Origin of the sequence: Flavobacterium sp. (assembly GCF_017744675.1) — a bacterium.
Taxonomy (GTDB): Bacteria; Bacteroidota; Bacteroidia; order Flavobacteriales; family Flavobacteriaceae; genus Flavobacterium.
Genome location: NZ_JAGIAV010000008.1, coordinates 217271 through 238217, shown reverse-complemented (window position 1 = coordinate 238217; position 20947 = coordinate 217271). Strand labels below are relative to the sequence as shown.

General features: G+C 33.6%; 23 protein-coding genes. 14 read left to right on the top strand and 9 right to left on the bottom strand.

Annotated features, from left to right (window positions below):
* Positions 1-36: 36 nt before the first annotated feature.
* From J7574_RS22270 to J7574_RS22250, 5 genes are all read right to left on the bottom strand, one after another.
* Positions 37-2784 carry a POTRA domain-containing protein gene (locus tag J7574_RS22270; RefSeq protein ID WP_290974170.1) on the bottom strand — a complete coding sequence of 916 codons (2748 nt, stop codon included), beginning with the start codon at positions 2782-2784 and terminating at the stop codon, positions 37-39.
* The gene (locus J7574_RS22265; protein ID WP_290974167.1) at positions 2717-3457 is read right to left on the bottom strand and encodes an isoprenyl transferase; all 741 of its coding nucleotides are present in this window, start codon (positions 3455-3457) and stop codon (positions 2717-2719) included. Before J7574_RS22265 ends, J7574_RS22270 begins: the two co-directional genes overlap by 68 nt.
* A gap of 3 nt (positions 3458-3460) precedes the next feature.
* On the bottom strand, positions 3461-4153 hold the full coding sequence (locus J7574_RS22260; RefSeq protein WP_290974164.1) for a DUF6089 family protein: 693 nt from the start codon (positions 4151-4153) through the stop codon (positions 3461-3463).
* A 173-nt stretch (positions 4154-4326) separates the two neighbouring features.
* A complete protein-coding gene (locus J7574_RS22255; protein WP_290974161.1) occupies positions 4327-5211 on the bottom strand; it encodes an NAD kinase in 885 nt (294 codons plus the stop codon).
* Positions 5212-5307: 96 nt separating this feature from the next.
* On the bottom strand, positions 5308-5967 hold the full coding sequence (locus J7574_RS22250; RefSeq protein WP_290974158.1) for a CBS domain-containing protein: 660 nt from the start codon (positions 5965-5967) through the stop codon (positions 5308-5310).
* Between the two features lie 115 nt (positions 5968-6082).
* On the opposite strand from J7574_RS22250, the gene J7574_RS22245 reads away from it, so the two are divergent.
* From J7574_RS22245 to clpX, 6 genes are all read left to right on the top strand, one after another.
* Positions 6083-6796: a pyridoxine 5'-phosphate synthase gene (locus J7574_RS22245; RefSeq protein WP_290974155.1), complete on the top strand. Its 714-nt coding sequence runs from the start codon at positions 6083-6085 to the stop codon at positions 6794-6796.
* A 24-nt stretch (positions 6797-6820) separates the two neighbouring features.
* The gene (locus J7574_RS22240) at positions 6821-7585 is read left to right on the top strand and encodes an alpha/beta fold hydrolase (protein WP_290974152.1); all 765 of its coding nucleotides are present in this window, start codon (positions 6821-6823) and stop codon (positions 7583-7585) included.
* Positions 7586-7639: 54 nt separating this feature from the next.
* Positions 7640-7984, top strand: coding sequence for a phage holin family protein (locus J7574_RS22235; RefSeq protein WP_111283849.1), 345 nt, complete (start codon positions 7640-7642; stop codon positions 7982-7984).
* 112 nt (positions 7985-8096) lie between these two features.
* Positions 8097-9419, top strand: coding sequence for a trigger factor (locus J7574_RS22230; protein WP_290974146.1), 1323 nt, complete (start codon positions 8097-8099; stop codon positions 9417-9419).
* 332 nt (positions 9420-9751) lie between these two features.
* A complete protein-coding gene (gene clpP, locus J7574_RS22225; RefSeq protein ID WP_290974144.1) occupies positions 9752-10426 on the top strand; it encodes an ATP-dependent Clp endopeptidase proteolytic subunit ClpP in 675 nt (224 codons plus the stop codon).
* A gap of 177 nt (positions 10427-10603) precedes the next feature.
* Complete coding sequence (gene clpX / locus J7574_RS22220; RefSeq protein WP_290974141.1) at positions 10604-11836, top strand: ATP-dependent Clp protease ATP-binding subunit ClpX; 1233 nt, start codon at positions 10604-10606, stop codon at positions 11834-11836.
* A gap of 221 nt (positions 11837-12057) precedes the next feature.
* Here clpX and J7574_RS22215 read toward each other — a convergent pair whose 3' ends face one another.
* Complete coding sequence (locus J7574_RS22215; RefSeq protein ID WP_290974138.1) at positions 12058-13023, bottom strand: GlxA family transcriptional regulator; 966 nt, start codon at positions 13021-13023, stop codon at positions 12058-12060.
* Positions 13024-13164: 141 nt separating this feature from the next.
* Between J7574_RS22215 and J7574_RS22210 the strand changes: the two genes are divergently transcribed.
* The 7 genes from J7574_RS22210 (at position 13165) to serB (ending at position 17345) form a co-directional block, all read left to right on the top strand.
* Entirely contained in the window at positions 13165-13572 is a 408-nt protein-coding gene (locus J7574_RS22210; RefSeq protein ID WP_290974136.1) for a VOC family protein, read from the top strand.
* A 2-nt stretch (positions 13573-13574) separates the two neighbouring features.
* A complete protein-coding gene (locus tag J7574_RS22205) occupies positions 13575-13979 on the top strand; it encodes an SRPBCC domain-containing protein (RefSeq protein WP_290974132.1) in 405 nt (134 codons plus the stop codon).
* A 19-nt stretch (positions 13980-13998) separates the two neighbouring features.
* Entirely contained in the window at positions 13999-14403 is a 405-nt protein-coding gene (locus tag J7574_RS22200; RefSeq protein WP_290974129.1) for an SRPBCC family protein, read from the top strand.
* 148 nt (positions 14404-14551) lie between these two features.
* Complete coding sequence (locus tag J7574_RS22195; protein ID WP_290974126.1) at positions 14552-14962, top strand: VOC family protein; 411 nt, start codon at positions 14552-14554, stop codon at positions 14960-14962.
* Between the two features lies 1 nt (position 14963).
* Positions 14964-15401 carry an SRPBCC domain-containing protein gene (locus J7574_RS22190; RefSeq protein ID WP_290974123.1) on the top strand — a complete coding sequence of 146 codons (438 nt, stop codon included), beginning with the start codon at positions 14964-14966 and terminating at the stop codon, positions 15399-15401.
* A gap of 123 nt (positions 15402-15524) precedes the next feature.
* Positions 15525-15959, top strand: a complete 435-nt coding sequence (locus J7574_RS22185; RefSeq protein WP_290974120.1) for a VOC family protein — start codon at positions 15525-15527, stop codon at positions 15957-15959.
* Positions 15960-16115: 156 nt separating this feature from the next.
* Positions 16116-17345 (top strand): phosphoserine phosphatase SerB, encoded by a 1230-nt coding sequence (gene serB / locus J7574_RS22180; RefSeq protein WP_290974117.1) that lies wholly within the window; start codon positions 16116-16118, stop codon positions 17343-17345.
* A 185-nt stretch (positions 17346-17530) separates the two neighbouring features.
* On the opposite strand, the gene J7574_RS22175 is transcribed toward serB, so the two are convergent.
* From J7574_RS22175 to J7574_RS22165, 3 genes are read right to left on the bottom strand one after another with little or no spacing between them, the layout of a single operon-like run.
* A complete protein-coding gene (locus tag J7574_RS22175; protein WP_290974114.1) occupies positions 17531-17773 on the bottom strand; it encodes a redox-active disulfide protein 2 in 243 nt (80 codons plus the stop codon).
* 31 nt (positions 17774-17804) lie between these two features.
* Positions 17805-18212 (bottom strand): YbbC/YhhH family protein, encoded by a 408-nt coding sequence (locus J7574_RS22170; RefSeq protein ID WP_290974111.1) that lies wholly within the window; start codon positions 18210-18212, stop codon positions 17805-17807.
* Between the two features lie 54 nt (positions 18213-18266).
* On the bottom strand, positions 18267-19778 hold the full coding sequence (locus J7574_RS22165) for a GH3 auxin-responsive promoter family protein (protein WP_290974108.1): 1512 nt from the start codon (positions 19776-19778) through the stop codon (positions 18267-18269).
* 241 nt (positions 19779-20019) lie between these two features.
* Between J7574_RS22165 and J7574_RS22160 the strand changes: the two genes are divergently transcribed.
* A complete protein-coding gene (locus J7574_RS22160; protein WP_290974105.1) occupies positions 20020-20814 on the top strand; it encodes a DUF2797 domain-containing protein in 795 nt (264 codons plus the stop codon).
* The last annotated feature ends 133 nt before the right edge of the window (positions 20815-20947 follow it).

Sequence of the window (20947 nt, the reverse complement as noted above, 5' to 3'; positions counted from 1 at the left end):
ACTTTATTTGATGATTTTTAACCAAACGTTATTTTATTAAAATTGTTGTCCAATGATAAAGTGCGTTTCCCAACCATTAGGTTTTGTTTGTCCAGGAAGGGCATCAAACCCATAACCAAAGTCAATACCCAATAATCCAAATGCAGGCATGAATACACGTAAACCAGCACCGGCAGAACGGCTTAAGTCAAACGGATTGTAATCTTTAAACGTTGGATACGATGAACCTGCTTCTAAGAACGTTAAGGCAAAAATAGAAGCCGATGCTTTTAATGTAATTGGGTAACGTAATTCCATAGAGAATTTGTTGTAAATCGTTGCTCCAATTGCATCACCATTTGCATTTACAGGAGTTAACGAGTTGTTTGGATAACCTCTCAACTGAATAGTCTCTCTACCATCCATTGAGTAGTTGGCCATACCATCTCCACCTAGGTAAAAACGTTCAAACGGAATTACACCTCTTTCTTGGTTGTAAGCTCCTAAGAAACCAAACTCAGTAAGGGTTCTTAAAACTAATTTTCCATAAACTTTAGTGTACCAGTCTCCTTTAAATTTAACTTTATAGTACTCTAACCAATTGTATTTTTTCTGATCGACTTTTGCTATATCTGTATCTGCACTTGCGTAATCTGATCCAACACTCACATAACCAGTTTGACCGTTTATAGTTTGTGTTTTAACATAATCACCATTGTTAAGTGGCTGTCCATCTATACCACTTCCAGATGTTCCCGTATATTGAGTTTTGTATTCTTTTTGGTTGTGCAAATCACCATAATCAATACCATTAAATAATGAGTATGGAGGTGTAACTTTTGCACTAATACTAAATTCAGAACCATACATTGGGAATATTGGGTTAGTACCTTTATTACTTCTTGAAAGTCCGATAGTATAAGCTAAGTTTCTTGATGCACCATTACCAAAAGTAAACAAACCTGTATTATAATTGTTCAAGTCGTAGTGCTGATAACTCACCGATTGTGACAATACAAAGTAGTCATCTGGCACAGTTAATCTTTTTGCTAAACCAACTTGTACTGTAAAAATATTAAAACTTTTGCTTTTATCAACAGTTCTGGTGATGTAATTGTTAAGAAATTGCTTACTGTATGAAATAGATGAACTAAACTGTACCGGTTTCTTCCCTCCAAACCAAGGCTCTGAGAAAGATAAACTATACGTTTGGAAATAAGTACTTCCTTGTAAACGAAGAGCAACTTTTTGCCCATCTCCCATTGGTAAAGGCTTGTAAGCTTCTTTGTCGAATATTTTTCGTGCCGAGAAGTTGTTAAACGAAAGTCCTAATGTTCCAATGAAACCTCCACCGCCATAACCTCCTTGAAGTTCGACCTGGCTAGATCCTTTTTCTACTACATTGTATTCAATATCAACAGTACCAGCTCCAGCATCTACGTTCTTAAATTTAGGGTCGATTGCCTCAGGATCAAAGAAACCTAATTGTCCGATCTCACGAATCGTTCTAACCAATTGCTCTTTACTATATTTTTCTCCTGGTTTTGTTCTTAACTCACGGTAAATAACGTGATCGTTTGTTTTGTCGTTTCCAACAACTGTAATTTTGTTGAAATAAGCGATTGGACCTTCCGTAACTCTAATCTCAAAATCGATAGTATCATTAACCGTTTTTACCTCTACAGCATTAATATTTGAGAACAAATAACCGTTGTTTTGGTATAAGTTGGTAATATCTTCTGCATCTGGTTTTGATTTATCGGCAATCCTTTTTTCTAGTAAAACCCCATTGTAGGTTTCTCCTTTTTTGATTCCTAAATAACGGCTTAAAAGTTGATCGGAGTAAACAGTATTACCTAAGAACTTAATATTACCGAAGTAGTATTTGTTTCCTTCTTCAACATTAATTTTAATTGCAAGGGTGTTTTTTTGCTTATTGTATTTTACAGAATCATAAATAATACGAGCATCACGATATCCTTTTTCTTTGTATGCGGCAACTACTTTTTCTAAGTCAGTTTTGTATTTCTCTGGAATAAATTTAGAGGCTTTAAATACACGTATGAAATTTTTCTGTTTTGTGTCTTTCATTGCACCACGCAACTGGGTGTCGGTAAGCTGTTTGTTTCCTATGAAATCAATACTGCTTATTTTTACCTTATCTCCTTTGTCTATTCGAACAAGCATGTTAACTTGATGCCCATTTATAGTATCTGGAGTATTGGTTATAGTAACTTTTGTGTTATAATAACCTTCTTTTTTGTATTTATTTTCTATGTAATTTTTTGTCGTAGTGATTAGGTTTTCGTTGACAATCTTGTTCTTTGTCAGGTTGTTGTCTTTGATTAAAGCTTCTACTTTGCTTTTCTTGACACCGACAATTTTAACTTCATTTAATTTAGGAAGTTCAACGATGTCTAAGTCTAAATAGATACTGTCGTTTTCTACCTTATTAACATAAAAAGCGATTTCGTCAAATAAACCTAATTTACCTAATTTTTTAATTGCGCTACTGATTTCTTCTCCAGGTACAGTGATTTCCTGGCCTTTTTGTAGGCCCGAAAAGGTTACAACAGTCTGCTCATTGAAGCTTATTTTACCAACAACAGAAACTTTAGCTAGAATATATTTTTTTCCTTGATCAAAAGGAACTCTTTCTTGTGCTTTAATTTGTGAAAAACTACCCAAAAGTAATAGGGTAAAGACTATTTGTATTTTTTTTTGCAACACTAAAAAATTATTTAATTTGTTCACTGGTTTTTCCAAATCTACGTTCTCTTTTTTGATAACTAATAATAGCCTCATATAAATCTTGGTCTTTAAAGTCTGGCCACAAGACATTAGTAAAATACAATTCTGCATAAGCGATCTGCCATAGCAAAAAATTACTTATTCTATGTTCTCCACTTGTTCGTATTAATAAATCTACGTCAGGTAAATTTTGCGTGTAAAGATGCTCATTTATAATTGAATCGTCAATAGTGTCTATTGAAATTATATTATTTTTAACTTTATCACTAATTGACTTTACGGCATTTACCAATTCTTCTCTAGAGCCGTAGCTTAAAGCGAGAGTAAGAGTTAAGCGAGTATTGTTTTTAGTTTTTGCCATAACATCCAAAAGTTCTTTTTGGGCTGATTGTGGTAATTTGTCAAGATTTCCAATTGCATTAAGGCGAATATTGTTTTCTTGAAGGGTTACAAGCTCTTTTTTTAATGAATTGATCAATATTTTCATTAATGCCTGAACCTCAAGTTTTGGGCGATTCCAGTTTTCTGTGGAAAAAGCATATAGGGTTAAATACTCAATTCCAAGCTTAGCAGAGGTTTTGATTATTTCTTTTACAGATTTTGTACCATTTTCGTGGCCAAACGCACGCATAAAACCTTGTTGTTTTGCCCAGCGTCCGTTACCGTCCATAATAATGGCTAGGTGTTTAGGTAGGTTTGTGTGATCTATAGATTCTAGTAAATTCATTTTTTAGTATGCGCAATAGCATGGTTTTTTTCCAAAGGTATAGGTTAAAGTCATACCAGAAAAAATATACCAGTCATTATTATTTAAATTTCCAAATTTCATGATATTTGGATTGCTTGTATTCGGGTTGCTTCCGTCAATATTATCAGTAAAGGTATAACGTGCGCCTACTTCAGCAGCTAAGACAAAACGCGGTGTTATATTTGATTTTATACCTAATATAATAGGTATGGCTACTGAGCTTTTATTTTTTTGGGCGTATACTGTGTTTGGGCTTGTAGTATAGCGGTATAAGTTGTTGTAGAAGAAGTAATTTAAACCAGTAAACACATATGGAGTTACTTTGGTATGATAATCGTGTAGATTAAAATCGAAAAAATTGAATTCTAGACCGGCAGAAAGCTCTTTTATTTCATTGTCAAAGCGGTAACCTCTTTGATTTCTTCCAGTCTCATCTGATTTATAATCATTTCCACTAACATTTGATTGTGTATAAGAGAATCGCCAAGCATGTCTCGGACTTCTGTTCCATTTGTATAGAACGCCAAAAGCTAGTTTTTCTGGAGCGATATAAGTTGTTTTTCCAACATCGCCTACAAAGTTACTTCCGCCAAGAAAAACACCAACCTCATTGATTTGAGCATTAAGTGTAATAAAGGGGAAAAAACATAACAATAAATTAAAAATTTTCTTCATTTAATTCAAAATTGCGTGCAAATATAATAATTATCAATACGAATCAAAGTTCCTTTGGTTAAATGTGCTTTTTTTTCAATTTACATTATGATTTTGAGCCATTTAATGATGATTCACTACATGCAGAACGAGAAAATGTGGTATTATCGTATAGTGAAGAATCAGAAAAGAGTTTAATTTCTTTTATCTTCTCCCCAGAGCAGTTTGTTTCTTAAGGTTTTCAAGAAAGTTTCGCCTGGTATTTCAACCATTTTAATTTTGTAATCTGTTTTTTTAATTTTTAGAATCGACTCGTTTTTCACTGAAGAAATTCTCGAATCTAAAGAAACCAAATATTGGTCTTCTCTTCCTGTTACTCGCAGTGTGATTTCGGTGTCGTCTGGAATAACAAGAGGTCTGGCGGTTAAATTATGAGGGGCAATTGGCGTAATAACTAAGCTTTTGACATCTGGGGTTAAAATTGGTCCGCCACAGCTTAAAGAATATCCTGTAGAACCGGTTGGAGTAGAAATGATTAATCCGTCGGCCCAATATGAGTTTAAATATTCGTTGTTCAGGTAAGTTTCAACAGTGATCATCGAAGTTGTATCTTTTCTACTTACTGTAACTTCGTTCATGGCAAAATTAAGTTCTTTGAAAGCGTCATTATAAGGTTCGCATGTAATTCCTAATAAAGTTCTTTCAGAGGTGGTGTAGTTTTGGTCTATTACATATTGCAATAAACTTTCGATGTTTTCTTTCTGAACTTTAGCAAGAAATCCTAATCGTCCAGCATTTATACCTAATAATGGAACACCAGAATTACGAACAAAGGCAGCGGCTCTTAAAATGGTTCCGTCGCCTCCAATACTAATCAGCATTTCGAAACTATTGTCTAAAGCAGTGCTTGGCGAAAAAGTTTTGTATTCTTTTTTTACAAGCTGTTTTTCATAAAGCATGTTCAGGAAATTTTCTTCAATTACCATTTCGACGTTGTTGGTATTGAAAAATGTGAAAATGTCTTTTATAATAGGTTCAGTGCTATTCTGATAGTATTGTCCGTAAATGGCTATTTTCATTCTTTTTAATTAGAGAATTTGTCAATTTGTCAATTAGATAATTGGGAATGCGAAAATCATTTAATTAGCTAATTTTCTCATTGGCACATTCATAATTTATATATTAAGGTACTTGTCTAAGTAGTCTGATCGCTCTTTTAAGCTGTTAATATAATTGTCTTCCTGATGTTCTGAAATAATTTCGTAGCCATATCTTCTGTACGTCTGAATAATTTCATTGATTGCTCCAAGGCCAATTTTCACTGTAATCTGAACATTTTCTGTATCAGCTTCAGAAACAAAACAGCCTAAAATTTTACCATTATTGCTTTCTACAATTTGGGTTACCTCGCTCATAGAATAATCCAAAAGACCTTTTTGCACAATGATAATCGCTCCTGGTTCTTTTAAAAATGGAGTTTCCTGAAAAAACTTCATGATGTCTTCCATTTCATAATAACCAATGTAGTTATTATTCTCGTCAAGAATTGGAAGAAGATTGGTGTGGTTTTTAGCAAAAACTTCTAAAACGTCAAGCCAAAGCATAGATTTTCTAGCAAAAAAACGTTCTAAAGCATATTTGTAATCAATTGCTTTTTTTTCAATGTCAAAAGTTTCAACATCGTCAGAAGAAATGCTTCCAATGAAAACACCATCTTCTAAAATCGGAAAATGAGAAAAATTTACATCGATAAAAAAGTCCTGAATCGAGGCAATCGTTTCCTGACTGTCAATCGCTCTGAAATCGTTTGTGATATAGTTTGTAATTTCTGTCATAAATCAATTGAGGATATTTGATGCAAAATAATCAAAAAATACCGAAAACTGCTCTGTTTTACTTTGTATTTTTGTCGTAACAAATATAAGATTACTAGAATTAATATCTATTTATATGACAAAATTAAGTGTAAATATCAATAAAATAGCCACGCTTCGAAATGCTCGTGGCGGAAATGTTCCTGATTTATTAAAAGTAGCTGTAGATATTCAGCGATTTGGCGGACAAGGAATTACGATTCACCCGCGTCCAGATGAGCGTCATATTCGTTATCAGGATGCACGCGATTTAAAGGCAATTGTTACTACAGAATATAATATTGAAGGAAATCCGCAGCATAATTTTATAGATTTAGTTTTAGAATGCAAACCCGATCAGGTAACCTTGGTTCCAGATGCAATTGGGGCGATAACTTCGTCTGCGGGCTGGGACACAATTAAAAATCAAGAATATTTGACCGAGGTTATTCAGGAATTTCAAAAAAACGGAATCAGAACTTCCATTTTTGTTGATCCGATTCTAGAAATGATTGAAGGCGCTAAAAAAACAGGAACAGATAGAATTGAGTTATATACTGAATCTTTTGCGCACCAATATAGTTTAGGAAACGAAAGAGGAATTGATCCTTATGTTGAAGCGGCTAAATTGGCAAACGAACTAGGTTTAGGAATCAATGCCGGTCACGATTTGAGTTTAGATAATATCAAGTTTTTTAAAGAAAATATTCCAGGCTTATTAGAGGTTTCTATTGGTCATGCCTTAATTTCAGAGGCACTTTATCTTGGTTTAGATAATACTGTAAATATGTATCTGAATAAATTGAAATAATTCTTAAAAGGAAAATATAAAAATATGCTTTATTCAAAAATAGAAGGCGAAGGGAAACCATTTATCATCATGCACGGATTTCTCGGAATGTCTGATAACTGGAAAACTCTTGCTGGGCAATATGTAGAAGCCGGATTTCAAGTTCATATTTTAGATCTTAGAAATCACGGACGCAGTTTCCATTCAGATGAATGGAGTTATGAAGCAATGGTTCGGGATGTGTATGAATATTGTCAAGCACATAATCTAACTCGAATTGATATTTTGGGACATTCAATGGGCGGAAAAGTAGCGATGCTTTTTGCGACAACGCATCCTGAAATTGTAGATAAATTAATTGTGGCCGATATTGGGCCGAGATTCTATAAACAGCATCATCAGGATATTTTGGCAGGTTTAAACGCAGTCGATTTTTCGGTAAAACCAAGCCGAAATGATGTTGAAGCAATTTTGGCACAATATGTCTCAGATTTTGGAACGCGTCAGTTTTTGTTGAAAAATTTATATTGGAAAGAACCAGGACAATTGGCTTTTAGGTTCAATTTGGAGGTCTTTAATAACAATTTAGATGCAATAGGGAAGCCCTTGGCTGAAGGGCTGGTTTTTGATAAGCCAACATTATTCATCCGCGGAGGAAATTCAGGTTACATTCAAGATCAAGATATTGACGGAATTCGCCAGCATTTTCCAAATTTAAAACTAGAAACTATTCCAAATGCTGGACACTGGCTTCATGCTGAGAATCCGAAGCTGTTTTTTGAGCTGACCACGATGTTTTTAAAAGAGTAATCGTTTTTGATAAAAATTTTATTACTTTTAAATAAATTTTAAACCTGAAAAACTATGAAATTATTACTTAGACTTCTTGTTACCGCTGCCTTAGTTTTATTATTGTCTAACATTTTAACTGGGGTTCACGTTGCTAGTTTTGGTACGGCTGTAATTGTTGCAGTAGTTTTAGGATTGCTGAATATCTTTATTAAACCAATTTTAGTATTGCTCACTCTACCTGTAACCTTTGTTACGCTTGGGTTATTTTTATTGGTCATAAATGCTGTGATTATTTTGCTGTGTACCAAAATTGTGGGTGGCTTTGTGGTCGATACATTCTGGACAGCACTAATATTCAGTATTATTTTGTCTATACTTCAATCTCTTACTTATAAAATATTGGGAGACGATAAATAAAACAATGGAGCAGATTAAAACTGCTTCAAATACAATAGATTAAAAACTTGGTTGGGTTGCAAAAATTTTATAATTTTGCAACCCAATTTTATTACGTAAATTAAAGAAGAAGATGGATATTAAAAGAGTAGCAATAGACGCTGTAAACGAGACGATTGTTATGAACGTTGTTCATATGGATTATAAAGGTCAAGTAGCAAAAAGAATTAACGAAAAAATGCCTTTAGCACAAGTTAAAGGATTTAGAAAAGGTGCCGTGCCTAAAGATCTTGTTGAAAAACAATACGGAAAAGCGATTAAGCAAGAAGAGATCAAAAAAGTAGTTGATTTGGCTTTAGAGCGTTATATTCAATCTGAAAGACTAAATCTTTTAGGAACTCCTCTTGCTAAAGTAAACGAAAACCTTGACTGGAATGCTGAAGAATTAACTTTCGAGTTCGAAATTGGTTTAGTGCCAAACTTCGAAATTGATTTAGAAGCTAAAAATGATATCGTAAAATATATTGTTACTGCTGATGATAAATTAATCGACGGACAAGTAGAGCGTATCCAAAAACAATTTGGAAAAGCAGTTCCACAAGAAGTATCTGATGCAAAATCTGATTTAACTGGAACTTTCTCAAACGAAGCAAACGGAATCAACAATACTACTACAATCTCTGTTGATGCGTTCAGTAAAAAAGCTCAAAAACAATTTGTAGGTAAAAAAGTTGGAGATGTTGTTACAGTAAGCACAAAAGGTTTATTTGATGACGATCACCAATTAATGGATTACTTAAAAGTAGGGCACGAAGGTGTTCACGGTTTAGATGTTGAAGTAAACTTTACTATTGAAGCAATCAACGGTTCTGAGCCAGCTGAACTAAACCAAGAATTATTTGATAAACTTTTTGGTGAAGGAAAAGTAGCTTCTTTAGAAGATTTGAAAGCTAAAATTAAAGAAGATGCTGAAGCACAATTTGCACAGCAAGCAGAGCAAAAATTATTATTAGATGTTCAAGATTTCTTAATCGAAAACACAAAATTTGATTTGCCGGAAGCATTCTTAAAAAAATGGTTGCAAACTGTAGGAGAGAAAAAATTAACTGCAGAAGAGGCTGAAGTAGAATATGCAAGATCTGAAAAAGGTTTACGTTTCCAATTAATCGAAGGAAAAGCATTAGCGCAAAGCAATATCCAAATTACATTTGAAGACTTGAAAGAGTTTACATCAAACGCTATCAGACAGCAAATGGCTCAATTTGGACAAACAAACCCAACAGACGAAGAAGTTCAAGGAATCGTAGCTAGAGTTTTATCTAACCAAGATGAAGTGAAAAGACTTTCTGAGCAAGTTGTAGCATCTAAAATGTTAGATATCTTCAAAGAAAAAGCTAACCCAACAACAAAAGAGGTTACTTACGAAGAATTTATCGCTGCATCTTACGGAGAATAAATTTTAGTCTGAAAGTCAAAAGTAATAGAGTCGAAAGTTAAGAAATATACTTTTTTAAAAATTAAGATTTTATTACAGAAACCGAAAGATAAAAATAATTATATTTGAACGTCAATGGAAGTTTTTCTTCTGTTGACGTTCTTTTTTTGCTTCAGGTTTCAGGTTAGTAAACGTTTCTAAATCTAAAAAAAAAACTTAGAATCTTAGTGCCTTAGAATCTTAGCATCTTAAAAAAGAAGACAAATTGGCATCCTTTATAAAAAGGTACGAACTTTGTTTTATCCGTTTAAGTCATTTTCTGACTTTAGACTTTTCAACTTTAAACTAAAAATATGAACTACGGTAAAGAATTCAAGAAATTTGCTACAAAGCACCAAGGAGTAAACGCAATGTATTACGATAAAATCGTAGCAGCAATGACTCCAACAAACATGACTCCATATATTATCGAAGAGCGTCAATTGAATGTTTCTCAATTAGACGTTTTTTCAAGATTAATGATGGACAGAATTATCTTTTTAGGAACTGGTATCGACGATCAAATCGCTAATATCGTTCAAGCTCAGTTATTATTCTTAGAAAGTGCTGATGCTTCAAAAGATATTCAAATTTACTTAAACTCGCCAGGAGGAAGTGTTTATGCAGGTTTAGGAATTTATGATACTATGCAGTACATCAAACCAGATGTAGCAACAATCTGTACTGGAATGGCAGCTTCTATGGGAGCAGTTTTATTATGTGCAGGAGCAGCAGGAAAACGTTCTGCATTGCCTCACTCAAGAGTAATGATTCACCAACCATCTGGAGGAGCACAAGGTGTTGCAACAGATATGGAAATCAACTTACGTGAGATGCTGAAATTAAAAGATGAATTATACAATATCATTTCGCAACACTCTGGACAAACTTTTGACAAAGTGCACAAAGACAGTGAGCGTGACTACTGGATGAAAGCTGACGAAGCAAAAGAGTACGGAATGATCGACGAAGTATTAAGAAGAGGATAATTTCTTAAAGTTAAAATTGTTTCATGTTCCAAGTTTCAACGTTTAACTTGAAAACTTGGAACATGAAACTTTAAACAAAAAAAATAAAAATATTAAGCTGTAAAGTGCTAAGTTTTTAAGTTTTAGGTCAAAAAGCTTAGAAACTTAGTATCTTTGCAGCTTAGTAACATAAATAGAATGGCAAAAGTAGTATTAGAATGTTCGTTTTGTGGAAGAAAGAAGCCAGAAACTAATTTATTAATTGCTGGTATCAATGCACACATTTGTGATAAGTGTATTGAACAAGCACACGGAATTGTTTTAGAAGAATTAAAATCTAGCGGAAGCGCAAAACTAGTTGGGGACTTAATCTTAAAGAAACCAAAAGAAATTAGAGCTTTCCTAGATCAATATGTTATTGGTCAAGATCAGACTAAGAAAGTAATGTCGGTGGCAGTTTACAATCACTACAAACGTTTAATGCAACAGCAATTAGACGACGAAGTTGAGATTGAAAAAAGTAACATCATCATGGTTGGTCAGACAGGAACAGGAAAAACATTGGTAGCAAAAACGATTGCTAAAATGTTAGACGTTCCATTGGCAATTGTTGATGCGACAGTATTAACAGAGGCAGGATATGTTGGAGAAGATGTTGAAAGTATTTTGACGCGTTTACTTCAAGCTGCCGATTACGACGTAGCAAAAGCAGAAAGAGGAATCGTATTTATTGATGAGATTGATAAAATTGCTCGTAAAAGCGATAATCCATCAATAACACGTGATGTTTCTGGAGAAGGTGTTCAGCAGGCATTATTGAAATTATTGGAAGGAACAGTTGTAAACGTACCACCAAAAGGAGGACGTAAACATCCAGATCAAAAATTTGTTGAAGTAAATACTCAAAATATCTTGTTTATTGCGGGTGGAGCTTTTGATGGAGTAGAACGTATTATTTCAAAACGTTTAAACCGTCAGGCAGTTGGATATTCTACTTCTAAAAATACAGACAATATAGACAAGGATAATTTGTTGCAATACATTATTCCAAAAGATATTAAAGACTTTGGTTTGATTCCTGAAATTATTGGCCGTTTACCAGTTTTAACGCACATGGATCCTTTAGATAAAGAAACCCTTCGTGCGATTTTAACACAGCCAAAAAACGCATTGATCAAGCAATATCAGAAATTATTTGCAATGGATGATGTTGAATTTACAATTACAGACGAAGCTCTGGATTTTATTGTAGATAAAGCTTTAGAATACAAATTAGGTGCTCGTGGATTACGTTCTTTATGCGAGGCTATCTTGACAGATGCCATGTACGAATTGCCAACTTCAGATGATATAAGTTTGACAATCGACAAAGAATATGCAGAACATACGTTAAGCAAAAACTTATTGAAGCGTATGGAAATTGCTTCTTAGATAGAGCTAAATAACTTTGTCAAAGTTTAAAACTTTGACAAAGTTCTATTATAGACCTGTTCATTTTTTGAGCAGGTTTTTTTGTTTTTGGCCTTTTGAAAGCAAAAACTTCTCGTATAGTCCTGATCGAAACGGCATCCTATTGCTCTGGCGTTCAGAGCAAAAGATACAGTGAAGAGCAGGACAAGACTTCTTTTGAAATGAAATACTGCTGCTGCTAATTATTGCACTCTAAACTTCTCTCTATATTCAATAGGTTTCATGCCAACCATTTTATAAAAAACTTTTCTAAAAGCTTTTGGATCGTTGTAGCCCGTTTTTTCGATAATTTCTGAAATAGAAAGTTGGGTTTGTTCTAAATATTTTTTCGAACTTTCTACCCTAATATTCTGCAAATATTCGATTGGCGGAATTCCTGTTACTTGTTTAAAACGGCGTGTCATGTTTCTGGCACTTGTTGGAATATCTTTTGTAATTTCTTCCAATTTTTCAATCGTATGATACTGACTTTCGATTTTTTGCTGCAACATGGCCACCAAAGTGTCATTATGCAAATGATTGGGTCTGAAAGTGCTAAAATAGCTTTGTTTGTATCGGTTTAAATCGATAGAAAATGTTTTGGCAATTTTAACTGCCATTTCGTTGCCACAAAATTTTTGAACCAAAAGAATCAGTAAATGAAAAGTTGAGGTCGATCCTCCACTGGTATATAAACTTCCGTCGGCTGTTAGGGTCTCATCAGGTTTTAGTTTTACCATCGGAAAAGCTTTGGTAAATGCGCTGCAAGCATCAACATGTGTCGTGGCTAATTTTTCGTTTAGCAAGCCTGATGCGGCAAATAAAAATGCTCCTGTACAAAAACTGGCCAATTCGGCTCCAGCTTGATGCTGTTTTTGCAGCCAAGGAATAAAACTTCTATTCTTTTTTATCATCTCGCTCATATTGTCGGTAGTAAAAGCGGGAATTAAAATTAAGTCTAGCATAATATCTGAAGTTTCAATAGCATTGCTTTTATATCCAAATAGATTTCCTTGCTCAAGCTGTTCTTGTGACTGAAAAAGTATAATTTCAAATGGTTTTTCGGTTCCCGAGGTAAATTTGTTTGTGGTTTCAAATACTTCTAATATTGCTGCTATACTCAATAATTTATAGTCGTGAGGTACGATTAAACCTAATTTCTTGCTCATGATATTTTTGTTTTTGCAGTTTCTAGTTTTATTCAAAAGTAAGAAAAATGTCTTAAATGACCCCAAAAATGACTTTTAAGGGCATTTTTAAGTAATCTTAAAATTTTACATTTGCTTTAATTAATTCGTAATTTTATAAAGATGAAAACTAAAATATTCTTAAATCTTGCTGTAAAAGATTTAAATCGGGCAGTGACATTTTTTAATGGAATTGGTTTTTCAACCAATCCAAAATTTACAAATGAAAAGGGAGCCTGTATAGTAATTAGCGATACTATTTATGTGATGCTTTTGGTAAAAGAGTTTTATCAAACCTTTACTAAAAAACAAATCTGTGATTCTACAACAACCAGTGAAGCGCTTATGGCACTTTCTGTGGAAACACGAGAACAAGTAGATGAAATGGTGGAAAAGGCTATTAAGGCTGGAGGTACAGATTATCAGCAATCTCAAGATTATGGCTGGATGTATCAAAGAACTTTTCTAGATGTAGACGGACATCATTGGGAAGTCTTTTTTATGGATGAAAGTAAGATTCCAAGTAATTAAAAATGATTTCAGTTGAAGTTGTAATCAAAGCGCCGATAGAAAAAGTTTGGGATTTTTGGATTACACCAAAACATATTCAGAACTGGAACATGGCTTTTGATAATTGGCACACGCCTTATGCAGAAAACGATTTGAAAGAAAAAGGAAGGTTCAAATATGTAATGATCTCAAAAGATAAAACTAAAAGTTTTGATTTTGAGGGAATATATACAAAGGTTGAAAATTTTCAATTAATAGAATATAAGCTTTCAGACAATAGAATTGGTAGTATTCGATTTGAGGATTTTGGAGACCATGTAAAGCTTACTGAATATTTTGAATCCAATAAAACCGATTCTGAAAATATGCAAAAGCAATGGTGTCAAGATGTAATTAACAATTTTAAAGAGTACACAGAGAAATTTTAAAACTAAAACTTAAGATAAAATGATAACAATAAAAAATACAGTAAACGCACCTGTAGAAAAAGTTTGGAAGTTTTGGAACACGCCAGAACACATTACAAAATGGAGCTTTGCTTCTCCAGATTGGCATACGCCTTACGCAGAAGCTGATTTAAGAGAAGGAGGAAAATTCAAATCGACTATGGCTGCCAAAGACGGAAGCATGAGTTTTGATTTTGGAGGCGAATTTACTTTAGTAAAACCAAACGAAGCGCTTTCGTACATTTTAGGAGATGGCAGAAAAGTAGAAATCACTTTTACAGAAACTCCAAATGGTGTTGAAATTGTAGAAAGCTTTGATCCAGAAACGCAAAATCCAGAAGAAATGCAACGCGCGGGCTGGCAGGCAATTTTAGATAATTTTAAAAGTTACATTGAAGCAAACTAAAGTTTAAGTTGCTTAGAGACAAAGTAACAAAGTAACAAAGAGAAATAGTAACTATGTTTTGAAGGAACATACTTAAATTAACTTATATCACTTATATGGTTTAAAAAAGAAAAAAATAAATATCTAACCCAACAAAAAAAACAAAAAAATGACAAAACAAATATGGTTGAATCTTCCTGTAAAGGACGTAGCAAAAGCGAAAGATTTTTTCTGGAAAATTGGTTTTTCGTTTAATGAACAACATGACACGCCAAGTTCGACGTGCATGGTTGTAGGTGATGGACATTTTGTAATAATGCTTTTTGAAGAAATGCTTTTTTCTAGTTTTTCTCAGAATCCTTTAACTGATACTAAATCGAGTTCAGAAGTTTTGATTTCGATCGATGCAGAAAGCAGAGAAGAAGTTGACGAACTGGCCGAAAAAGTCAAAGAAGCTGGCGGTACTGTTTTTACTCCTCCTGCAGAAAGTCAAGGTTGGATGTACGGATTTGGTTTTGCCGATTTGGATGGTCATCGTTGGAATGTTTTATTTATGGACTTTAGTAAATTACCAGAGTAGCATGGAAAAATTAATTTTTAACATCGATATAAAAGCACCCAAAGAAAAGATTTGGAAAGTTTTATGGGACGACGAAACTTACAGAAAGTGGACAAGCGCTTTTTGTGAAGGAAGTTACGTTGAAACGAGTTGGAACGAAGGCGATAAAATTTATTTTTTAGGGCCAGGCGGAGAAGGAATGAATAGTTTAATTGAATCGAAAATTCCGAACGAATACATGGCGTTTAAGCATATGGGCGAACTTAAAAATTTTAAGGAAGTTCCTCCAAACGAAGAAACAGAAAAATGGGTTGGAGCAATGGAAACGTATCGCTTAGATCAAAAAGGTGCTGTAGTAGACCTCCATGTAGAAGTTGATGTAATCGAAAAACATATTGACTATTTTAAAGAAGCTTTTCCAAAAGGAATGGAAATGATTAAAGAGTTATCTGAGAATTAGAGAATAAGAAGTAAGAAATTAAAAAAAGAAGAAAGAGGCAAGAAGGTTACTAGATAAAAGACTTTCTGCTTCAAATGAATTAATGACTAACAATTTATAATTAACAATTTAAAAAAGAACATCATGGCAGCAGTAAATCCATATTTAATGTTTAACGGAACATGCGAGGAAGCATTTCTGTTTTATAAATCAGTTTTTGGCGGGGATTTTCCTTATATCGGAAAATTTAAAGATGCTCCCGCAGAAGAAGGAGAAGTACTTTCAGAAGAGGCTTTAAATAGAATTATGCACGTATCGCTTCCAATTGGAAATACTATTTTAATGGGAAGTGACACACATCCGAGATACGGAGATGTAGGTTTTGGTGATAATTTCTCTATTTCGATCAATACAGAAAGTACAGAAGAGGCAGATAGAATTTTCAACGGACTTTCGGCTGGAGGAAAAGTAGAAATGCCATTGAACAAAACTTTCTGGGGAGCTTACTTCGGAATGTTTAAAGATAAATTCGGTATTAATTGGATGGTGAATTTTGATGAAAATGCACAAAATCAATAATCAAAAAGTTATGTTATTTCAATTATAAAAGATAATTGTTAAATTACTCGAAAAAGCACATTTATATGTGCTTTTTCTTTTCAAAAAAACAAGGATTATTCTTTTTTATCATCGAGAGATTGCCGATTTTTGTCGCTTCAAAATCAAGAAAGAAAAATGGCAGCAGAAGATAAAGAGATCATTTTATTAAAAGTTTCAGGACACGATAAAATTGGAGTTACAGCAGGTTTAACAGCTGTTTTGGCAGCATACGATGCTAATATATTAGATATTGGTCAAGCCGATATCCATGACACACTTTCTTTAGGAATTTTGTTCGAAATTGCTGCTGGTTCTTCTTCGGCACCAGTTTTAAAAGATCTTCTTTTCAAGGCTTACGAATTAGAAATTAAAGTGAAATTTATTCCAATTTCTATTGAAGACTATGAAAAATGGGTAAAATCACAATCTAAACAACGATATATCATCAATATTTTGGGCGAAAAACTGGCTGCTTCTCAATTGGCGGCCGTAACCAAAATTATGTCAGATCAAAACCTGAATATTGATTCTATTATCCGATTAACAGGAAGAACTTCTATTGTCGAAAAGGAAGAATATCCGCGTTCTTGCATTCAATTGTCTGTTACGGGCGAGATTGTAAATAAGATCATTATGACAGCTAGTTTCATGGAAATCTCTAGAACGCTGAATGTTGATATTTCATTCCAAGAAGATAATATTTACAGAAGAAACCGCCGTTTAGTTTGCTTTGACATGGATTCTACTTTAATCCAAACTGAAGTAATCGACGAATTAGCAGAATTAAATGGAGTAGGAGATCAAGTTCGCGCCATCACAGAATCGGCTATGAATGGTGAGATCGACTTCAACGAAAGCTTCAAAAAACGTATGGCTCTTTTAGAAGGTTTGAGCGAAGAAGTTCTACAAAAGGTTGCTGTTAATTTACCAATCACACAAGGAGCGCATCGTTTGATGAAAGCTCTAAAATACTACGGTTACAAAACCGCAATTCTATCTGGAGGTTTCACTTATTTTGGAGAATATCTTCAAAAAGAATTAGGTATAGATTACGTTCACGCCAATCAGTTAGAAATAAAAGACGGAAAACTAACAGGTAAATATTTAGGTGATATTGTAGACGGTCAGAAAAAAGCAGAATTCTTAAAAGCAATCGCCGAGAAAGAAGGAATCCACATCAACCAAACAATTGCAGTTGGAGATGGAGCAAACGATTTGCCAATGCTAAACTTAGCAGGTCTCGGAATCGCTTTTCATGCTAAACCAAAAGTTAAAGAAAGCGCTTCAACTTCAATCTCAAGTCTAGGTCTTGATGGAGTTTTATATCTTTTAGGATATCATGATAGATATATCGATATGATGTAATTTGCTTGTCACCCTCAGCGGAGTCGAAGGACTTTAAGTTTAAAAGAGCTTCGACTTCGCTCAGCCTGACAAACGGAAACTAATAAAAAACAAAACCTCAGTCCTTCAAAAAAGAGCTGAGGTTTTTTTATATGGGCATGTTTCGCCGCGGCGAATCGGGCTATCCGTTTAGTGGAATTAGCGTTTTATTCACGAGATTCTAATTCTCTTTTAATCTCTTTTAAATTTTTCAGATTCAAAAATAGAATAGGCAATAAAGCAATCGGAATAACATTCATCGCACTAAAACCTTTCATGAAAACAATAAATATGTTAAGCGCAAAAAGCATAAAAAGCACAACACAAAAAATAGTATTTACCGTTTTTAATGTCTTCTGATTTTTAACCAGTTCTTCAGTTGTCATATCGCTGAATTTTGTATCCTTCATCTATTATAATTTTATTTAAGAAATTAAATGGTTATTTGTAATGAGTAATTTTTAAAACTTCTGAATTTCTTGCGTCAATAATAATGACAAAAGTACCACCAAGCATTCCAATTGGCAAAGTTCCGTTAATTACCCAATAATTGTCAATGAAATAAGCTTCATAAGGTTTTTGGTCTTTAATATGAGATTCTCCATAAATCTCAAAAAGAATAGGTTCTGCAATTTGGATTGCAATATTTTCGTTTTTTATTACTAATTCCTTATAATTAACAACATTGTGTTGAGAAGCGCCATTAAGCGCTATTTTTAATTCATTTTCTGCATTTTCTTTTCCTAGTTTCTGATGTGTAATATCAGAACAGTTGCTCAAACTAAAAATCAAAAAGAATAAAATGAGTTTTTTTAATGAGTCAAGTTTATCGAATGATTTTAGAATCAAGGTTTTTATTAATTTTTAATTCGTGAAAATTTGTGAAATTCGTGGCAAAAAAAATCAACACATTTCTTTCAATTGCTCCAAATAATCTCTCTGATTCGATAGTCTAGGAATCTTATGCTGACCTCCTAATTTGTCTCTTTCCTTTAGCCAGTCATAAAAAAGATTCTCGCGAGCAACATTAATCACCAAAGGATTTAAAGTCATATTATTATAGCGTTTTGCTTCGTAATCTGAGTTTAGAGTCTGCAATGTTTCATCTAGAACTTTTTGGAAAAGACCTACATCAGCTGGGTTTTTCTTGAATTCAATCATCCATTCGTGTGCGCCTTTTTCTTTGTCCTGCATAAAAATAGGAGCAACCGTATAATCGATAACTTCTGTTTGCGTAACCAGGCAGGCTTTTGCAATGGCTTGATCGGTGTTTTCTACCATTAATTCTTCTCCAAAAACATTAATATGGTGCTTGGTTCTTCCTGTAACTCTAATCCTGTAAGGATTCAATGATGTAAAACGAATAGTATCGCCAATCAGATAACGCCACAAACCAGAGTTGGTCGTAATAACAATCGCGTAGTTTTTATTCAGCTCAACATCTGCCAATCGAATTACTTTTTGATTTGGAGTTCCAAAAGTGTCCATCGGAATAAACTCGTAGAAGATTCCGTAATCCAACATTAGCAGTAAATCACTTGAATTATTCAAATCCTGAATTGCAAAAAAACCTTCAGAGGCATTGTATATTTCGTAGTATCTAAAATCTTTGCTTGGCAGCAATTTTTTGTACTGTTCTTTATAAGGAGAAAAACTTACGCCTCCATGAAAGTAGACTTCCAAGTTGGGCCAAAGTTCCAATAAACTCTGCTTGCCAGTATTTTCTAAAACCTTATTCATTAAAACCAGCATCCAAGACGGCACTCCTGCAAAGCTGGTTACATTTTCATTTTTGGTTTCATTAATAATGGCGGCGATTTTGGTTTCCCATTCGCTCATTAGCGAAGTTTTGCTGCTTGGCGTGCTGCTGAATTCTGCCCAAATTGGCATATTCTCAATCAAAATTGCCGATAAATCACCAAAGAAAGTATTGTTGTTTTCGTAAATCTGAGAACTTCCTCCCAATCGAAGACTTTTTCCCAAGAACAGTTCAGAGTCTTCATTATTATTCAAATAAAGACACAAAAGATCCTTACTTCCTTTATAATGGCAATCTTCCAATGCTTCGTTGCTTACTGGAATAAATTTGCTTTTGGCATTTGTAGTGCCGCTTGATTTTGCAAACCATTTAATTGGTGTTTCCCAAAAAACGTTTTGTTCGCCCAAACGTGTGCGCTCAATTAGTGGCTGTAATTCTTCGTAAGTTGCAATTGGCACTCTTTCTGCAAAGGTTTGATAGGAGTTTATACTCGAAAAATCATATTGTTTTCCAATAACTGTATTTTCTGATGCCGTCAATAAGTTGTGCAATAATTCTTCTTGAACTTCATTAGGGTATTTTAAAAAAAGCTCTATTTGATGAATCCTTTGTTTGAGGACCCAAGATGCAAACGAATTGATAATTGATAAAGGCATGAATCGGGTTTTTAGTTAACTGATTTTAGGTTTTAAATCGCACGATCTGTGTAAAACAAAAAACTTAAAATTTGAATATCGATAGACAAATAGTAACTTTGTCTTCATATCAAAAATAATATTTTTTTGTAAAAAACAATTCGATTTGAGGTAAAGATTCTATCTGTTTAAACGAATTTTAACACAAAAAATTTTAAATCTTTTGATAAATCTAAATCAGCAATTATAAATAAAAATACTAATGCAATATCAAGGCGTACTGACCAAAATGCAAACCGAATTAGGAAGTCCAATTCAATATTATTTGGTTTTCGAAGATAGTTTCTTAAATGTAAATCAATTATTAGATAAAGAAATTGAAATCAATTTTGTAGGCTGCCAATGCTTGAATTGCGGTAAAAAGAAAAAAATATACCGACAAGGTTTCTGTTACGAATGTTTTTATTCAAGTCCAGCGGTTGGAGATTGGATTATGAGACCAGAATTGAGTACTGCCCATTTAGGAATTGCTGACAGAGATTTAGAATATGAATCAAAAGCGCAATTGCAGCCGCACATTGTGTATTTGGCTTCAGCTTGCGAAATAAAAGTGGGTGTTACCCGCAAATCGCAGGTTCCAACGCGTTGGATCGATCAAGGTGCTTCTCAAGCCATTGCAATTGTTGAGGTTCCGAACCGATATTTAGCAGGAATTACAGAGGTAGCTTTAAAAGATCATTATACAGACAAAACCAATTGGAGAAAAATGCTTCAGAACTCTGTAGAAAGTTTCGATTTAATTGCAGAAAAAGCCAAGATTGAAAGTTTGATTCCATCAGAAGTTAGAGATTACTTTTATGTTCAAAAAGATGATGTTTACGAACTTCAATATCCCGTTTTGAGTTACCCTGCAAAAGTGAACAGTTTAAACTTAGATAAGACACCTTCATTCAACGGAAAATTAACAGGTATTAAAGGTCAATATTTACTTTTTGAAAATGGAACCGTCTTTAATATTAGGGGTTCTGAAGGTTACGTGGTCACAATAGATGTCTAGGCTAATCAGGTTTCTGTCGATGTCTTTTATGTATACATCTATTAATTTGTTAATTATATGATAAATTATTGTAATTTTAACTCAATTCCAAAAACAAAAGAGGTGTAAATGTTGATACATTTGATTACAATTT

Coding starts and splice junctions, on each gene's coding strand:
- J7574_RS22270 (WP_290974170.1), bottom strand. CDS start 2,784: ATGAGGCTATTATTAGTTATCAAAAAAGAGAACGTAGATTTGGAAAAA.
- J7574_RS22265 (WP_290974167.1), bottom strand. CDS start 3,457: ATGAATTTACTAGAATCTATAGATCACACAAACCTACCTAAACACCTA.
- J7574_RS22260 (WP_290974164.1), bottom strand. CDS start 4,153: ATGAAGAAAATTTTTAATTTATTGTTATGTTTTTTCCCCTTTATTACA.
- J7574_RS22255 (WP_290974161.1), bottom strand. CDS start 5,211: ATGAAAATAGCCATTTACGGACAATACTATCAGAATAGCACTGAACCT.
- J7574_RS22250 (WP_290974158.1), bottom strand. CDS start 5,967: ATGACAGAAATTACAAACTATATCACAAACGATTTCAGAGCGATTGAC.
- J7574_RS22245 (WP_290974155.1), top strand. CDS start 6,083: ATGACAAAATTAAGTGTAAATATCAATAAAATAGCCACGCTTCGAAAT.
- J7574_RS22240 (WP_290974152.1), top strand. CDS start 6,821: ATGCTTTATTCAAAAATAGAAGGCGAAGGGAAACCATTTATCATCATG.
- J7574_RS22235 (WP_111283849.1), top strand. CDS start 7,640: ATGAAATTATTACTTAGACTTCTTGTTACCGCTGCCTTAGTTTTATTA.
- J7574_RS22230 (WP_290974146.1), top strand. CDS start 8,097: ATGGATATTAAAAGAGTAGCAATAGACGCTGTAAACGAGACGATTGTT.
- clpP (WP_290974144.1), top strand. CDS start 9,752: ATGAACTACGGTAAAGAATTCAAGAAATTTGCTACAAAGCACCAAGGA.
- clpX (WP_290974141.1), top strand. CDS start 10,604: ATGGCAAAAGTAGTATTAGAATGTTCGTTTTGTGGAAGAAAGAAGCCA.
- J7574_RS22215 (WP_290974138.1), bottom strand. CDS start 13,023: ATGAGCAAGAAATTAGGTTTAATCGTACCTCACGACTATAAATTATTG.
- J7574_RS22210 (WP_290974136.1), top strand. CDS start 13,165: ATGAAAACTAAAATATTCTTAAATCTTGCTGTAAAAGATTTAAATCGG.
- J7574_RS22205 (WP_290974132.1), top strand. CDS start 13,575: ATGATTTCAGTTGAAGTTGTAATCAAAGCGCCGATAGAAAAAGTTTGG.
- J7574_RS22200 (WP_290974129.1), top strand. CDS start 13,999: ATGATAACAATAAAAAATACAGTAAACGCACCTGTAGAAAAAGTTTGG.
- J7574_RS22195 (WP_290974126.1), top strand. CDS start 14,552: ATGACAAAACAAATATGGTTGAATCTTCCTGTAAAGGACGTAGCAAAA.
- J7574_RS22190 (WP_290974123.1), top strand. CDS start 14,964: ATGGAAAAATTAATTTTTAACATCGATATAAAAGCACCCAAAGAAAAG.
- J7574_RS22185 (WP_290974120.1), top strand. CDS start 15,525: ATGGCAGCAGTAAATCCATATTTAATGTTTAACGGAACATGCGAGGAA.
- serB (WP_290974117.1), top strand. CDS start 16,116: ATGGCAGCAGAAGATAAAGAGATCATTTTATTAAAAGTTTCAGGACAC.
- J7574_RS22175 (WP_290974114.1), bottom strand. CDS start 17,773: ATGAAGGATACAAAATTCAGCGATATGACAACTGAAGAACTGGTTAAA.
- J7574_RS22165 (WP_290974108.1), bottom strand. CDS start 19,778: ATGCCTTTATCAATTATCAATTCGTTTGCATCTTGGGTCCTCAAACAA.
- J7574_RS22160 (WP_290974105.1), top strand. CDS start 20,020: ATGCAATATCAAGGCGTACTGACCAAAATGCAAACCGAATTAGGAAGT.